At 65.8% G+C, this 14,214-nt stretch carries 17 protein-coding genes and 1 pseudogene; 11 read left to right on the forward strand and 7 right to left on the reverse strand.

Annotated elements, in window-relative coordinates:
• Nucleotides 1-99: 99 nt before the first annotated feature.
• Nucleotides 100-2,514, reverse strand: a complete 2,415-nt coding sequence (locus tag ACQP2D_RS28825) for a protein kinase domain-containing protein (protein WP_433679058.1) — start codon at nucleotides 2,512-2,514, stop codon at nucleotides 100-102.
• 137 nt (nucleotides 2,515-2,651) lie between these two features.
• Between ACQP2D_RS28825 and ACQP2D_RS28830 the strand changes: the two genes are divergently transcribed.
• From ACQP2D_RS28830 to ACQP2D_RS28840, 3 genes are all read left to right on the forward strand, one after another.
• A complete protein-coding gene (locus tag ACQP2D_RS28830; RefSeq protein ID WP_433679059.1) occupies nucleotides 2,652-3,068 on the forward strand; it encodes a putative quinol monooxygenase in 417 nt (138 codons plus the stop codon).
• A gap of 111 nt (nucleotides 3,069-3,179) precedes the next feature.
• On the forward strand, nucleotides 3,180-3,623 hold the full coding sequence (locus ACQP2D_RS28835; protein ID WP_433679060.1) for a hypothetical protein: 444 nt from the start codon (nucleotides 3,180-3,182) through the stop codon (nucleotides 3,621-3,623).
• Nucleotides 3,624-3,896: 273 nt separating this feature from the next.
• Nucleotides 3,897-4,790: a class I SAM-dependent methyltransferase gene (locus ACQP2D_RS28840; protein ID WP_433679061.1), complete on the forward strand. Its 894-nt coding sequence runs from the start codon at nucleotides 3,897-3,899 to the stop codon at nucleotides 4,788-4,790.
• Here ACQP2D_RS28840 and ACQP2D_RS28845 read toward each other — a convergent pair.
• Nucleotides 4,777-5,223 carry a VOC family protein gene (locus ACQP2D_RS28845; protein ID WP_433679062.1) on the reverse strand — a complete coding sequence of 149 codons (447 nt, stop codon included), beginning with the start codon at nucleotides 5,221-5,223 and terminating at the stop codon, nucleotides 4,777-4,779. The two genes, ACQP2D_RS28840 and ACQP2D_RS28845, sit on opposite strands and share 14 nt — an antisense overlap.
• Nucleotides 5,224-5,444: 221 nt before the next feature.
• The gene (locus tag ACQP2D_RS28850) at nucleotides 5,445-5,741 is read right to left on the reverse strand and encodes a hypothetical protein (RefSeq protein WP_433679063.1); all 297 of its coding nucleotides are present in this window, start codon (nucleotides 5,739-5,741) and stop codon (nucleotides 5,445-5,447) included.
• Between the two features lie 553 nt (nucleotides 5,742-6,294).
• Here ACQP2D_RS28850 and ACQP2D_RS28855 point away from each other — a divergent pair.
• Nucleotides 6,295-6,693, forward strand: coding sequence for a GtrA family protein (locus ACQP2D_RS28855; RefSeq protein WP_433685792.1), 399 nt, complete (start codon nucleotides 6,295-6,297; stop codon nucleotides 6,691-6,693).
• An 82-nt stretch (nucleotides 6,694-6,775) separates the two neighbouring features.
• Here ACQP2D_RS28855 and ACQP2D_RS28860 read toward each other — a convergent pair whose 3' ends face one another.
• Nucleotides 6,776-7,750, reverse strand: coding sequence for a helix-turn-helix transcriptional regulator (locus tag ACQP2D_RS28860; protein ID WP_433679064.1), 975 nt, complete (start codon nucleotides 7,748-7,750; stop codon nucleotides 6,776-6,778).
• A 62-nt stretch (nucleotides 7,751-7,812) separates the two neighbouring features.
• Here ACQP2D_RS28860 and ACQP2D_RS28865 point away from each other — a divergent pair, with 62 nt between their 5' ends.
• A complete protein-coding gene (locus ACQP2D_RS28865) occupies nucleotides 7,813-8,166 on the forward strand; it encodes a YybH family protein (RefSeq protein WP_433679065.1) in 354 nt (117 codons plus the stop codon).
• A 122-nt stretch (nucleotides 8,167-8,288) separates the two neighbouring features.
• On the opposite strand, the gene ACQP2D_RS28870 is transcribed toward ACQP2D_RS28865, so the two are convergent.
• The 3 genes from ACQP2D_RS28870 to ACQP2D_RS28880 all read right to left on the reverse strand — a co-directional run bounded on the left by ACQP2D_RS28870 (nucleotide 8,289) and on the right by ACQP2D_RS28880 (nucleotide 9,752).
• Nucleotides 8,289-8,495, reverse strand: coding sequence for a hypothetical protein (locus ACQP2D_RS28870; RefSeq protein WP_433685793.1), 207 nt, complete (start codon nucleotides 8,493-8,495; stop codon nucleotides 8,289-8,291).
• A 190-nt stretch (nucleotides 8,496-8,685) separates the two neighbouring features.
• The gene (locus ACQP2D_RS28875) at nucleotides 8,686-8,838 is read right to left on the reverse strand and encodes a hypothetical protein (protein ID WP_433679066.1); all 153 of its coding nucleotides are present in this window, start codon (nucleotides 8,836-8,838) and stop codon (nucleotides 8,686-8,688) included.
• 68 nt (nucleotides 8,839-8,906) lie between these two features.
• Nucleotides 8,907-9,752, reverse strand: coding sequence for a helix-turn-helix domain-containing protein (locus ACQP2D_RS28880; protein ID WP_433679067.1), 846 nt, complete (start codon nucleotides 9,750-9,752; stop codon nucleotides 8,907-8,909).
• A 73-nt stretch (nucleotides 9,753-9,825) separates the two neighbouring features.
• Between ACQP2D_RS28880 and ACQP2D_RS28885 the strand changes: the two genes are divergently transcribed.
• The 6 genes and pseudogenes from ACQP2D_RS28885 to ACQP2D_RS28910 all read left to right on the forward strand — a co-directional run bounded on the left by ACQP2D_RS28885 (nucleotide 9,826) and on the right by ACQP2D_RS28910 (nucleotide 14,184).
• Nucleotides 9,826-10,392, forward strand: a complete 567-nt coding sequence (locus tag ACQP2D_RS28885; protein ID WP_433679068.1) for a hypothetical protein — start codon at nucleotides 9,826-9,828, stop codon at nucleotides 10,390-10,392.
• 211 nt (nucleotides 10,393-10,603) lie between these two features.
• Nucleotides 10,604-11,497, forward strand: a complete 894-nt coding sequence (locus ACQP2D_RS28890) for an alpha/beta fold hydrolase (protein WP_433679069.1) — start codon at nucleotides 10,604-10,606, stop codon at nucleotides 11,495-11,497.
• A gap of 40 nt (nucleotides 11,498-11,537) precedes the next feature.
• Nucleotides 11,538-12,368, forward strand: a complete 831-nt coding sequence (locus ACQP2D_RS28895; RefSeq protein WP_433679071.1) for a MerR family transcriptional regulator — start codon at nucleotides 11,538-11,540, stop codon at nucleotides 12,366-12,368.
• A 165-nt stretch (nucleotides 12,369-12,533) separates the two neighbouring features.
• Nucleotides 12,534-12,668: a hypothetical protein gene (locus ACQP2D_RS28900; protein WP_433679072.1), complete on the forward strand. Its 135-nt coding sequence runs from the start codon at nucleotides 12,534-12,536 to the stop codon at nucleotides 12,666-12,668.
• Between the two features lie 186 nt (nucleotides 12,669-12,854).
• Nucleotides 12,855-13,187 (forward strand): annotated as a pseudogene (locus ACQP2D_RS28905) (transglycosylase family protein); the annotation flags it as partial.
• Between the two features lie 553 nt (nucleotides 13,188-13,740).
• Complete coding sequence (locus ACQP2D_RS28910; RefSeq protein WP_433679073.1) at nucleotides 13,741-14,184, forward strand: hypothetical protein; 444 nt, start codon at nucleotides 13,741-13,743, stop codon at nucleotides 14,182-14,184.
• Nucleotides 14,185-14,214: the final 30 nt, after the last annotated feature.

Genomic DNA, 14,214 nt, shown 5'->3' on the forward strand with positions numbered 1-14,214 from the left:
GCGACCGATCAGCAACAGCAGTGGATGTTGCTGGGTGGCGGCGATAGTCAGTAGTACACAGCACTCCGGCGGTATCCCGTCCGGGCAGTGCTTGTGCGTTCATAGTCGACCGGCAGCATTCGGCTCCCGCTGTCCACCAACGGGATCCACCACACGCCGCAGCGCCCCCAGATCGGCCTCGATCGCCCGGAACAGCATATAGACGACGATGAATGCAACGATCGCGCCGACGCACAACACCCGCACGGCCACGAGCACCAACGGAATGTCGTCCGGCGGTAGCAAAGTCACGCCAGCAATCGCCAGCAGTGGCACCGACGCCGCCACCGTCAGATATGCGGTGCAGCGGCGATCGAGTCTGCGCAGGTGCAGCGCATCGACCGCGGTGATGTCGCCGCGCGGGAGGAACCGCGGGTAGATATAGCGCACCATGTAGAACGTCGCCAGGAAGAACGGGTAGGCCACTGCGATCGCACCGCAGACCAGCACTCCGCCCAGGAAGTGCAGCAGCACCTCCCCGGTGAGCTCTTTGGTCGTGAAGTGCATCACGAACGGGAAGATGATCGCCGCCAGGCCCCACAGCGAAAACGACACCAGCACAGCACGATCGCCGAACCGCAGGGCATCCGATCGAGCCCGCGCCAGCACCCGCGGGTCGTATTCCCGGCCCCGGCGCATGCCGTACGAGACAATGAGCAGATACCGCGACATGTACAGCACTAACGCGATTCCCAAGGGGAAGAACACGGTGTTCACCAGGACTGCGGCGATCCACCACGCGTGCTGTGCCGAAGGGCTCACCCGTTCGATGATCAGCGTCCGATTGTGCTCGACGTTGTACGCCGATGCGAGCGCATTCGGGATACATATGGCCAGCACCAGCACCGGCAGCAGCAACGGCTGTAGTCGCAGCCGCCAACTGGACGGCGGCGGGTCGACGAGGTCGCGGGCGCGCTCGTCCAGGCACACTTCCAGCTGCTGGGCCAGTTCCGTGCCACCGGCCCACCGCTGGTCCCGCTCGGGCTCCAGGCACATCAGCAGCACCCGGCGCAGTGCCGCAGGACAGTCGGGCGGAATCCGCGCGAGTGCCCGCGTATCCACCCCGGCGCGACGGCGCTTCAACATGGCCGCCCACGTGGCGACACCGCCGTGTTCCCCCGCAGTGGCGTCGTCGAACGGCTTGGCGCCGGTGAGCAGCTCCCACAGCACAACGCCGAGCGAGTAGATGTCCGCGCGGGTGTCGAGGTCGTCGGGCGATCGGTCGTAGCTGGGGTGGCATGCCTCCAACTGTTCCGGCGACATGTACGACACCGAGCCGCCGAAATAGGCGACCGGGTTGGTGCCGACCAGGTCGCGGCTGAAACTGACGTTGAAATCGGCGAGCTTCGGCACGGCCTCGGCGGTGAGCAGCACATTGGCCGGTTTGACGTCGCGGTGTAGCACGCCGCGCGCGTCCGCGTAGGCCAGCGCCTCGGCGAGTCGGCGCCCCAGCCACGCGACGGTCTCCGGCCATGACAGCGCCGCGATCTCCGCGCGCACGCTGGAATCGGTCGGTCGGATCTCGCCCTTCTCCGCCATCGCGGCGTCGACCGCGTCCAGTAGTAGCTGTCCGGTGCGCTGGTTCGGCGCAGTGGCCCGCAACCTGCGCAACACGTTCAGCAGGGTGCCGCCGGGCAGGAATTGCATGTACAGCATCCGCAGCCGATGCCCGTTCGGCTCGTTATCCAGGCGCGGCTCGTCCAGCAGCCGCTGATCGAAGACCCGAACTATGTAGTCGTGGTCGAGCTGTGCCAGTGTCTGCGGTTCGGTGCCGCGGTCGGCGGAGATCTTCACCGCCACCAGCCGCTGCAGCGACCGCTGCCGGGCCAGGAAAACCCGCGCGAATGCACCGCGGCCCAGCACCGTGAGCAGGTCGAAATCGTCGATTCGAGCACCGATTGCGATGCGGTCCAGGCCGGTCCCGGTGGTGTCCTGTGCGGTGGTGAGGAGGCCGGTTGCAGTGCGGGTCGCATCCCCCGATGAGGTGATCGAGTCGGCGGACGCCGCGACAGTACGTTCTTGGCTGCCTCGCCGGGTGCTCTCATCCTCGTCGCCGGCGTTGAACAGCTCGCGCAGCTGTGCCGCATGCTCGGGATATTCCCGCAGGTAGTCGCGCGGATCCACCTGCTCGCCACACTGGCCCCGGATCACGAACTCTTCGTACACCAGGCTGACCGGAAGTTGCTCCGGCGTCAGTTCGGGAAATTCGGAACAGTATTCGCGCAGCCGCTTGTGCCTGGGTGCGGCGACGGGTTCGTCGGGGCGGGTCCCCGCAGGCGGGCGCAGCCACCGAAACCGCAGGTCGATCCGGATCAGTTCGATCAGCGCATCCAGGCGTGCACCGGACAGGTAGTCGGCGATAGCCGGCGGCTGGTCGTCGGCTTCCCACGCGTCAGCGAAAGCGGCCACCGCGCCGAATTCGATCCCGGCCGTTGGTCGCCCGAACCCATTTCCGAAGTCGAAACTGTAGCCCATATCTGCACCTATCGAGCCGTACCACGCACTCGTCGGTAGGAGGGTCAGCCGGACGCAACCACCACATCTGACACCATCATCCTCCGAGAGATGCCGAGAACCATCAGCAACGCACACGGGGGGCGTGAGAACCGTGCATGACGCTCTATGCCTTGGTCGGTTTCGCCCGACCCAAACCGGAGCGCGCCGCCGAACTCCGGGAACTGCTGCTGTCGTTGGTCGCACCGACTCGGGCCGAGGACGGCGCACTCGAGTACCACTTCCACGAGGACAAGAACGACCCGGACACGTTCGTCTTCTACGAGGTATGCCGATCGAAAGCCGAGCTCGACAGACATCTGGCGCTGCCTCACGTCCCGCCGGTCAGCCCGATTGACCGCGTCCCAGATCAATCACCCGACCACGTTGCGCAGTGTCGTGCCCGTCGGGCCACCGGTATCGGGCAGAACGGATACGGGCCAAGGGATCTCGGCGAGATGATCGCAACAGTCCCGGCGGTTGCGAGAACGCTCGAACGGTCCCACGCGGCCGAGCTTGTTCGATACGCTAACTGACGGAACGACTTCCGCTACACGCCGCTGTGATGTCGCGGGATCCGTTCGGGCCATATTGCCGGAGCGAGCAGTACGGCCGCGAATGTCGTTACGCGGGAAGGACATCGACTGATGACAGTGCGGCGAGCGGCAGCGGGGTTCGTGGTGTCGGCCGGGATCGGTGCGTTGATGTGCGCAATACCGGCGACGCCGGCGCAGGCGGATCCGCTACCGCAATGGGCGCCGATCGGCACCACGCTCTACACCTTCGGCGATGCGAATTTCTGTACCGGTGCGATCGCCGTGGCGGTGGAGGCCGCGCCGCGTCTGCCCGGCCACGTGCTGGCGCACGTGACACCACTGGGCTATCAGCGCGGGCCGTGCGGCAATCACGTGATGCTGGGCTGGGTGGGCTCAGCGGGTGCGCGGGCACAAGAGGTGTATGTGCACACCGATGCGACGCCGGGCGACACCGTGACCGTGGACCTATGGGTGGGCATGGGTCCGGCCAAGATCATGGCCGACACGTGGCCGATCCAGGGCCCGTTCGCGGAGTGGTATCTGCTGGTGCCCTAGCCGCGCGCCGGGTGCGGGCCGCCAACTGGGGAACGCGAGCAGGCCGCAGTTCGGGTCGGCTGTGGGGACTCGGAGGTCGACCCAGAGGCGGCTGCGTCCAGGTATCCACGCCGCAGTCCACTCGGTCGTATGATCAAGTTCATAACTAGCTCTACCCATCGACAGCAGCATGTTCGCCACGCCGACAAGAGGGCTTCCCCCTTACTCGCTCGAGCGCAACCCCGGATTCCGACTTGTCGGCCATGGCCTTCAGGACACTCCGAGGACAGCATTATGCGTACCGAAGGCGATACCTGGGACATTGTGAGCAGCGTCGGCATGACCGCGCTCGGCGTCGCGGCCGCGCGCGCGATCGAGACGAAACGGCCCGACGCCCTTGTCCATGACTACTACGCCGCCCCATTCGTGGTGGCATCCAGCGATTCGGACATGAACCGACTGATCACCGATCCGACGTTGTGGTCGCAGATCCCGTTCACCTCCGGGTTCATCGGATATCGCAGTAAGTTCTTTGACGATTTCTTCCTGTCCGCGGCGGCGGCCGGAGTGACCCAGGCAGTGATCCTGGCCGCCGGGCTCGATGCCAGGGCCTACCGGCTGGATTGGCCGAGTGGCGAGGTCGTGTTCGAGATCGACCAGCCCAAAGTCCTGGAGTTCAAAAGGCAGGTGCTCATCGAATCCGGCGCCGAGCCGAGGTCGGACCGGCGCGAGGTGGCCGTTGATCTGCGCGACGACTGGCCCGCGGCACTCGTCGCGGCAGGCTTCGATCCGACCTCGCCCACCGCATGGTCGGCAGAAGGGTTGCTGCCATATCTGCCAGGCGCCGCACAGGATGCCTTGTTCGCGAGGATCGGTCGGCTTTCGGCACCCGGTAGCAGAGTGGCGGTGGAGACCATCGACAACAGCGTCGATATCAGCCGTATCGCCGATCAGGAGTCGGAACTCTTGAAGGACACCCCGTTCGGCAAGGTCGACCTGGCGTCGCTGTTCTACACCGACGATCGCACCGATCCGGCCGAAATGCTCACCGCCCACGGCTGGATCACCTCGAGCCTGCACCTGCGGGAACTCGCCACACGCTACGACCGTCCCCTGGCAACGGTCCCCGAGCCGCTGTCGCAAATGTTCGACAGCACCCAATACCTGACAGCCATCAAGCCGTCCTGAGCTGTTCGGCCAGTGCGACGATGATGCCTTCGGGGCCGCGGAGGTAACAGAGCCGGTGGGTGTCCTCGTACTGCTCCAGCCCGCCGATGAGTTCGGCGCCGTGGGTACGCAGGCGGGCGATGACGTCCTCGATGTCTTGGACGGCGAACATGATGCGGCGTATGCCCAGCGTGTTCGCCGGTGCGTTCTTCGGCTCGGCGCTGACCACCGTCGGCGTACGGAACTTCATCAGCTCGAGTCGGCCGTGGCCATCCGGGGTGCGCATCATGGCGACGTCGACTCGGATGGCGTCGAGCCCGACGACACGGTCCGCCCAACGTCCCTCGACTGGTTCCCTGCCCTCCAGCTCCATGCCGAGTTCGACAAAGAACGCGGTAGCAGCGTCGAGGTCATCGACCACAATGCCCACGTTCTCCATGCGTTGGATCGTCATTGGTGCTCTCCCGTTGTCGTGGGCTGCGCCTGTCGTAGCCCGTCGCCTGGTGGACGAAGCCGATGCGGGTTTCTCGACATGGAATCACCATTCGTCGCCGTCGCCGACGGGCCGGTACCGATATTGCGTTGCGGCGCGGACGATTTCGGCGACACCAACTCGCCTCTGGACGGGGCGCTACCGTACCGGTCGCGGTTGGTCCGAGCAGTCCAGGGCTGGCATCACGCCAACCGCTCGTACAACCGATCGAACCGGTTCCCGAGCGCGGTGTAGGTTTCCAACCACCCACTGCTGGCAGCGATCTCGCACAGCGGGCTGGTCACGAGGAACAGAAACTTCAGATCGGGCAACCGACTCGTGTCATCCCGCCGAATCAGCTCGGAATGATCGGTGAGATCGCCAACCAGCTCCGCCTCATCCGCATACCGAGACTGCCAGCTCAGATCCTGCGGCCCTGCCTGCACGATCGCCATGACCTGATCGAGGATGTCGAGTATCTCCGCCGCCTCCGCCTTCACCCCGCCAGCTTGGCATGCCCGTTCGAGACACCGCCAATTCCCCGTTAAATCCATTGCGACGGTTGCGATGCGCCCTGACCTGCAGGAACGGCACCAGAGCCGCCGGTGGCGCGGCCGAGTTGCGCCACGATACCGGCGATGCTGCCACCGCTCGGGGACAAGGCCAACGGCACGACCATCCGCTCAGAAGCGGACGTTCGCTGACGGCGCGCCCAGCGGCATCGTGCGTTGAACGCGCTCGACAAGAGTTGGCCCTTGCCCTGTCGGGCCTCATCGCTGCCGATGCTCCCGTGTAACACCGACCGGTGTCTGTTCGTCATCTCCTATCGGCTGTGACCAGGCCGAACACCGTGTCCGTCGCGTGTCAGGTCGGCGTCAGGCCGGTATCAGCCGGGCTGGCGACAGTATTCACGTGAACAGCACCGCAATTGCCGCTTCCGGGCCGCGAAAGGCGTACGGGGACAAGACGATCCTCGATGGCATCGATGTGACTATCGGTGCTCTGCCCTACCCGGTGCTGCACACAGAATGGCTCGACCGACTCGCCCGCGTGATGCGGTATCTGCGCGGTGATCACGCCTTCGCCCAGCTGATCCGCTTCGCCCTGGTCGGCGGCTCCAGCAACATTGCCTATGGCCTGCTGTTCATGGCTATGAACGGGATCGGCACGCTGGTCGCCAATATCGCCGGCTCGATCGTCAGCACGGTGATCGCGAACGAACTGCACCGGCAACTCACCTTCCGCGCGGCCGGGCGGGTCGGCTGGTTCACCGCACAGTGGGAAGGCGGCGGGCTGGCACTGATCGGCCTGCTGATCAGCACGGCGGCGCTGGCCGGTCTCGAGTTCTGGGCACCAGGCCTGGGCGAGCTCGCACAGGCGAGCGCCGTGATCGCCACCATGGCGGCGGTCGGCGGTCTGCGCTTCCTGGCACTGCGCGGCTTCGTCTTCTGAAAGCGGCACTTCCGGATGTACTTCGGCGAGCCCGGGCCGGTTCTTGTCGGCTTCGGCGGCGGTCCGCGGAAGGCGACAACTCTCAGGATGGCACTCCGTAGCCGGCGGCGATCGCGGTGGCACGGTCGCGCAGGGAGGTGCGCAACCATTGTGGGGCAAGGGCTTCCGCGTTCGTGGCGAGTTGCCACAGCGCCCATTCGGCGTGTGTCGGATCTTGGAAGGTCACCTCCAGCCGGAGCCAGCCGTCTGCGTCGGCTTCTTCGGCGCGGACGGCCAGGGCGGTGCCCACCAGTTCCTCCCGCCGGGCCGGGTGCACCCGTACCAGCGCGGTGACTTGGTCGCCGCCGGTGCGGAACTGCGTGCCGCGTTCCTGCCAGGCCCGGTCCAGATCGACCCGGTCCGGTCGCTGTGCGGGTTCGGACAGTGCCTCGGCGGCCACGATCCGGGACAGCCGGTAGGTGCGGTCCGCGCCGGACCTCGTGGCCAGCAAATAGCCCTGGTCGCGAACGGTGACCAAGCCGATCGGGTCCACCGTGCGCCACTTCGGGGTCTGGTCCGCAGCCGCGTAGTGGATGCGCAGCTTGTGTCCGGCGAACACCGCGCGCCGGACCTCGGTCACTACGGTGTCGGGCACCTCTTCGGTGACCACCCGGCGCGAGAGGAGGTCGGTCTCCGGGTCGATGAGCAATCGCTGGGCCGCGCCGGTCGCGGTGGCCCGATAGCTTTCGGGTAGCGCGTCGATCACCTTGCGCATGGCCGAAGCGAGCGCCGAGCCGAGGCCGAATGCCTGTGCACCGCGCCGTGATCCGGCGACCAGCAGGGCGAGTGCCTCGTCGTGATTCAGTCCGGTGAGCTCGGTCTGGAAACCGGGCAACAATGCGAAACCGCCGTGCCTGCCGCGTTCGGCGTAGACCGGTACGCCGGCTGCGGACAGCGCCTCGATGTCGCGCAGCACGGTGCGGGTGGACACCTCCAACTCGCGGGCCAGCGCGGCTGCGGACAGCCGACCGTGCCGGCGCAACAGCAGCACCAGCGAGACCAACCGGTCGGCGCGCATACGGAAACCTTCGCAGAAATACACGACACAGGATGTCGTGATTTGTTGGGAGCCTTATCAGTATGACGAACAAGAAAGTGGCCACTGAACCGAACGACCTGGGCAGGTACTTCATCGAGCGCGCCAACGCCGGCGACGTCGACGGACTGGTGGCGTTGTACGAGCCGGACGCCGTACTGGCGTTTCCGCCGGGCAATCTTGCGACCGGACATGCGGAGATCCGCAAGGTATACGAGCAGTTCGTCGCGGCAGCGCCGGTGCTCTCTCCGGGTAGGCAGCATCCGGCGCTGGTCAGCGGCGACTTGGCACTGACAGCGTCCACGCTGTCCACCGGCGAGATGACCGTCGAGATCGCCCGCCGCCAGCCGGACGGGTCGTGGCTGTGGGCCGCGGACCAGCCGACACTCGTGCCGTAGCGGAGCGGCGGTGGGCCGGCGCGACCGAGCCCACCGCCGCGCAACGGCACTGCGCGGCTTCGTCGTAGACGCCGACGGCTTGGTCGAGCTACCTGCGAGCCGCGCTGAGACGGGGAGGTGCGTCAGGGGAGATGCATCAGCTGGCGTGCAAGGCCGAACAGACGGCTACCGAGCTTGATGACGGGAAGCCCCAGCGGAATCAGGAGGATCGTCGCGCACAACACCGCACCGAGGAGCCACACCACGGCCGCGAGCAACCCGACTACCGTGCCGAGCACGGCCGTCACGATTCCCAACAGCAAATTGAGCAGGCCCTGTATCGCTCGCATGACGACCTTTCTGTTTCCATTCTGCGCCTTTTCCACTCGATGCGCCCCTGCCCGCACCCCGACTGACTCATGGAAAGCCGCGGGAGTGCGGCGAACACCGTGTGGCATGGGGAGGCAAGAGCGTCGCGGGCTGCCGAGCCAAATGCGTAGGCGAGAACGACGACTTAGACGGGTTGCGCCGAGTGGGTGTCTATTCCTGGACAACAGATCGGCGATGGCCAGTCGACCGCCGGGCCAGTCCGAGCGTGAGCAAGCCGGTCACGACGGCACCGATGCAGGCTCCGGTAGCGATATTGCGCACTGTCAGCGCGATGAGCGCAGCGATGATGGCGGCAATGATCACGGCAAAATGTTGCCGTTTCGACGGTTGGCGCCGCGGGCAGCGACGTCGGCCGAACGCATCGGCTCGGGTCACGCCGTGGGTGCGTACTCCGGGGCGGCCCACGCGACGGGGTCGACCGTGAGCCAGGGCGCGACCGCCAGCGCCGTCGGCGTCAGCCCGGCAAAGGTCATGGCATCGCGATGGAGGTGGGACTGGTCGACATAGCCGCTTTCCGCCGATACCAGAGCGGCGCTGTGTCCCCCGGCGAGCCGGTGCGCCGCGTAGTCGAAACGGACCAGCTGCGCGGCCCGTTTGGGCGTCAGACCGATCTGGGCCCGGAATCGGGACCACAATCGCTTGCGGCTCCACCCGACCTCGGCCGCCAGCCGCTCGACCCGAATCCGCCCACGGCTCATTACGATTCGCCGCCACGCATAGTCGACTTCCGGGTGGACCGCCCGGCCCGCCTCGTATCGTCGAGCGAGTGCGGTCTGCGCGATCGCGAATCGGTCGTCCCACGACCGGGTGGCGTGTAGTCGCTCTTGGATTCGCACGGTGTCGCTCCCCCAGAGCTCCTCGAGGGCGACTACCGTCCCACCGAACTCCGACGCGGTGCCCAGGACCGCGTGGGCGACCACCGGCGACAGCCGAATCTGCAGCAGGTCGACATCTCGCCCATATCCTCGAACGCTGCCGGGGCCCAGGCCGACAACGCCGCTGCCCTGCGTCCGCGCACCGCTGGCGTCATCGACGAGCAACACGTCGCCGAAGTCGATGAACATCATCAGCGCCGGGTACGGGACCAACTGCAGGTCGACCAGGCTATTCGCTCGACCGCGGAACCCGGCCATGCTGACCCCCGCCACGCGACCCGACCATGCCGGGACCGCGATATCCAGCACGGCCCCAGCGACACGAACGGGCTCGACAGGCACGCCACCATGGTACGAGCCACCCGGACAGCACGATCGCGGCTACTTGTCCTGAGGTGCCACTACAATCCCCGCCGTGACGCTCACCCTCGCCGACCTGGTCGGCTACACCGATCGCGGCCTCGACGCCGATCTGGTGCGTTGGTTTCCCGATGCCACGCCCGTCCATGTACCGGAGCAAACCCGTTCAGTGGCACCGTTTCTCGCGCGCCTGGCTCCCGCGGACGCAGCGGCGCTGGCCGCATTCGACCGACGGGTGCGCTCGGGCCAACTTCCACAGTTCCTCGACATCTTCTCCTGGTCCTATGGATTCGACTTCGCCGTAAACGACTGCGGCATACGCGATTCGGACTACACGACCGAGCTCACCGACGACGACGTCTACTCCATCGGCGCCGACGGCGGCGGCAATCTCTACGTCGTGCTCACCAACGGCCAAGTGGCCGTGTGGTTCCACGAAGAGGAGGTACTCGAAGGCGGCACCCGCTTCGACAACCTCGATGTCTTCCTCTGGTCCTATGTGCGCTACCGCGCGGTGCGCGCGGGCAAACTCACCCGCTCGGCCGTAGAGGCGGACTTCCTGGCCCTCGGTCAGGACGGCGCGCTCGAACCGAACCTCGGCCTGCTGAGCCTGATGAAGTAGGCGCCCACCTCCGCCCATTCCAACTGCGCCCCAGGAACGCGCTATCGACGACCGAGAGACCCCGAGCAGCCTGATGAGGGCGTTGATGTCCTCGGCTTCCCGAAATCAGCATGGAAGTGCGTCCGGATCAGTGCGGCCCGGCCAGGTTCGGACAGTACGGAATGCGGCAGAGGTTGACCTTGACCCTGCGTCAGGGTTGGAGCCTTGTCGCATGACGAACAACAGCACTTCCTCGGCTCGGCTCGCTCCGCCGGTCGGAGGGTTCCAGGAGATCGACGGCCGCCGCATTTTCGTGCATCGGTCGGGCAGCGGCGGGCCCGCCGTCGTGTTCTTGCCGGGTGCCAGTGCGGTCGGTCTGGACTATTTCGGTGTCCAGCAAGGGGTTTCGCAATTCACCACTGCTGTCGTGTACGACCGCGGCGGCACGGGCTACAGCGATCCCCTCCCGCTGCCGCGCACCGCCGCCGTCATCGCCACGGAACTGCACGAGCTGCTGCGCGCCCAGAACATCGCCGGCCCATACGTTCTGGCGGCCCACTCGCTCGGCGGCTTCTACGCGCATCGGTTCGCGCAGTTGTACCCGCAGGAGGTGGCTGGCTTGGTCTGGTTGGACGGCCTGCACCGCGACTGGGACGACTTCATGCCGCCCACGGCGAGTCTGGCGGCGGCCGAGCGGATGGCGCCTGGTCTGGATCAGCTCGAACAGATGCGCTCTGCCCTGCGCGAGATGCGCACCACATTGCTCGCGGACTACCCAGCACACGTGCGGGATCCGCTGATCGAGGCGAAGGTGAGCGACGAATGGATGCGCGCCGGCATCGCCGAGCGCACCATGCTGACCGATATCGCCACCGAACTGCGCGCCGGACCGAGCATCCCTGACGTCCCGCTGGTCGCTCTCACCGTGGTGGGCACCGACCCCACCCAGCAGTCGCACGAGATGAACGACGCCAAGACGAGGATGGACGCGGCCCTGGTGCGCACGGTCTCGCACGGGGAACAACGCATCCTGTCCGACACCCTCCACCACCGGCTCTGCTTCGACCGCCCCGATGCCGTGGTCCAGGCGATCCGCGACGTCGTCGACCGGGCGGCTCGCCCCTAGACTCGGCACGATCACGTTTCACGAAGACCAGAGGAGGACGGTGCTCACGATCAGCCAACTCGCGGCGACCGCCGGGGTGACCGTGCGCACCGTTCGCCACTATCACCACGTCGGCCTCTTGCCCGAGCCCGAGCGCGATGCCTCCGGCTACCGCCGCTACAGCGCACAGGCGGCGGTGGATCTCATCCGGATCAGGACTCTCGCCGATGCCGGTGTTCCGCTGGCCCGTATCGACGCGCTGCTGCATGCGCAGCCGACCGAATTCGCCTCGGCCATCACCGACATCGACGCCGAATTGCAGCGCAAGATCGACCAGCTCGCCGAATACCGCCGCCGGATCGCTGAATTGGCCAGCGGCGAAAGCCTTGTCCTGCCCCCTGAGGTGGTCGCCGTCCTGAACCGGATGCGCAGTCTCGGGATCAGCGAACGGCGGGTCCGACTCGAGCGCGACTCATGGATCCTGATGCAGGCACTGGATCCGCGCGCCGTACCGCAGCGAGTGCGGGAAAAGAACGCCGGCTTCGACGACCCCGAGACGACGCGCCTGATTCTCGCCTGTGATCAATCAGTCGACTGGGATCCGCACGATCCACGCCTGGACCGACTCATCGACGACTTGGACGCCTGGGAGATCGAATACGAACGAGACAGCGGCCAGCCAGATTACCTGAACCTGATCATCTCCCGGATCTCCGAGGCATCACCGGCATGGCAACGCATCGTCGATGCGCTCACCCACCGCGCCGAACGGCGCCGAACCGCCGGGCCCGACAGCTCCATGGTCCGCGAGGCCGTCGAAACCGCTGCGCCGCAACCGCTCGACGGATTCCCGGGGCGCTCGGAAGCGGCGACACTCGAAGACCGTCACTGACGGTAGCCCGGGTGCGTCCCGCCCGGATTCGCTTTTCCGACTCGTACTCTCGCTGTTCGCCCGGCGATCGAAGGTCGTTGACTTGAATTACTCTGGCGGCGTGGGGGTTACCGAAAACGGGCCAGGCGATGTCGTCGATTTCCGGGCGGGCCGTTCAGCAGGGTAGTGCGGGAAGTCGACCGCCGTCGCGCCAGGTTGCGCATCGATGTCGGCGAAGGCCTTGTCCACCGCGAAGAAGGTGTGCTGCGGGAGCGGCGGCACAGCCTGACGGTCGGATTCAACGAGGTCGAGTTGGTGTAGCAATCCGCCGATGCCTGCCAGTTGGTTGAGACATGGCATCAGTTGTATTGCGAAGTGGACACGATACCGCGGGACTGCCACATCAGCTCACGGCGTCCAGCACACACTCGAACGGCCGAAGATCCAGTGATCACCTTTCATGCTTGGACACCTTTTCAGGTTTGCTGACTCGAAAGGAACTGCGATATGAGCGCTTTGGGCACCCCACTCAAGAAGATCGTCGCTACTGGCGTGATAATCGGCGGGGCCGGCATCGCATCCATTGGGCAAGCTTCCGCCGCCTCTGATGAGGAATGGGAGAACCTGGCCGCATGCGAGTCGGGTGGTAATTGGAATATCAACACCGGCAATGGGTTTCAGGGCGGCCTCCAGTTCTCGCCGGGCACTTGGGCCGCGTATGGCGGTACCGTGTATGCGCCGACTGCCGACAAAGCCACCCGTGAACAGCAGATCGCCATCGCCGAGCAGGTACTCGCCGCTCAGGGTTGGGGCCCTTGGGCAGGTTGTTCAGCCGCACTGCGGTGAACACCTCACGGTAGCGACCGTAGGCACACCGTTCAGTGGGGACAGCGGCCACCCTCAGTGACACTTGGCATTATCGGATTCAGGCGTGCAATTCCGTTGCATGGCAAGCCAGCTCGTCGTTCCCCATCAAACCTCGGTCGGCATAATGGGACGACCGATGCCATCGATCGAGCGGCAGAATGCATTTCGGATCGCTGTGCGGCGGTGGCCGTGATGAGGTGACGAGGAAGATCATCGTCGTCGGCCACGGGGGCGTTCGGGTGAGGTCCACCGTGATGCTCTCGTTTCGCCACACCAATCGCCGGTGAGGTTGTCGCCGCGGTGGCGCACCGCACCATCCCGGGGAATCGGGACGGCGTCAGGGACGGAACACGGGTATGCTCGTTTCACCGTTGCGGGGCTGATTATGTCCGGCGCGGGAGGGGGAATGATGAGCGAGCGGCCACCGGACTCGGAGCAGTCGAGACTGGTAATCGATTGTGCGCTAGCGGAATTCAATGCTCTGCGTGGTGAGCTGGATGAGATCGGGCGCGGTCAGCGCGCTGTAATGAGTCTGAACATCTCCGCCAATACGGCGGTTGCCGCGTTTGTGCTTTCGCAGCGGGTCGCGCCGCAGTTGCTGTTGGTGATTCCGTACCTTTCGGTCGCACTGGGCATGCTGTACCAGACCTACGCCAATCATGCCCGTTACATGGGCGACTACATCAACGATCAACTCCGGCCGATCATCGTCGAGCAAGCCGGGGACAATCGGCTCTTCGGCTGGGAGCAGCACTTGCGGACGAGGCTCTACCAGGATTCGATCAGCCGACTTCCGATGCGAGCAGCTTTCACCCTCATCGTTCCCCTCATCCCCGCGGTCGGACTGCTCTGGTCGATCCCCTATCTGCACCCGGCTTGGTACTGGCTCGCCTGGTGCGGCGGCCTCGCGCTGTTCGCAGTCCAGGTGGTCAGCTGGATCAAACAATCTTGGGAATTCGTCTGGATCTGAATCGGGCGAGGCCCAGGCAGGCCGATCCGT

Origin of the sequence: Nocardia sp. CA-119907, from assembly GCF_050955995.1 — a bacterium.
Lineage (GTDB): Bacteria > Actinomycetota > Actinomycetes > Mycobacteriales > Mycobacteriaceae > Nocardia.

What these genes read in the sequence shown, in the direction of transcription:
- ACQP2D_RS28855 (WP_433685792.1), top strand. Translation starts at nt 6,295, where the DNA reads ATGCGGTATCTGCGCGGTGATCACGCCTTCGCCCAGCTGATCCGCTTC.
- ACQP2D_RS28845 (WP_433679062.1), bottom strand. Translation starts at nt 5,223, where the DNA reads ATGACGATCCAACGCATGGAGAACGTGGGCATTGTGGTCGATGACCTC.
- ACQP2D_RS28830 (WP_433679059.1), top strand. Translation starts at nt 2,652, where the DNA reads ATGACGCTCTATGCCTTGGTCGGTTTCGCCCGACCCAAACCGGAGCGC.
- ACQP2D_RS28910 (WP_433679073.1), top strand. Translation starts at nt 13,741, where the DNA reads ATGAGTCTGAACATCTCCGCCAATACGGCGGTTGCCGCGTTTGTGCTT.
- ACQP2D_RS28860 (WP_433679064.1), bottom strand. Translation starts at nt 7,750, where the DNA reads ATGCGCGCCGACCGGTTGGTCTCGCTGGTGCTGCTGTTGCGCCGGCAC.
- ACQP2D_RS28825 (WP_433679058.1), bottom strand. Translation starts at nt 2,514, where the DNA reads ATGGGCTACAGTTTCGACTTCGGAAATGGGTTCGGGCGACCAACGGCC.
- ACQP2D_RS28870 (WP_433685793.1), bottom strand. Translation starts at nt 8,495, where the DNA reads ATGCGAGCGATACAGGGCCTGCTCAATTTGCTGTTGGGAATCGTGACG.
- ACQP2D_RS28840 (WP_433679061.1), top strand. Translation starts at nt 3,897, where the DNA reads ATGCGTACCGAAGGCGATACCTGGGACATTGTGAGCAGCGTCGGCATG.
- ACQP2D_RS28865 (WP_433679065.1), top strand. Translation starts at nt 7,813, where the DNA reads ATGACGAACAAGAAAGTGGCCACTGAACCGAACGACCTGGGCAGGTAC.
- ACQP2D_RS28835 (WP_433679060.1), top strand. Translation starts at nt 3,180, where the DNA reads ATGACAGTGCGGCGAGCGGCAGCGGGGTTCGTGGTGTCGGCCGGGATC.
- ACQP2D_RS28890 (WP_433679069.1), top strand. Translation starts at nt 10,604, where the DNA reads ATGACGAACAACAGCACTTCCTCGGCTCGGCTCGCTCCGCCGGTCGGA.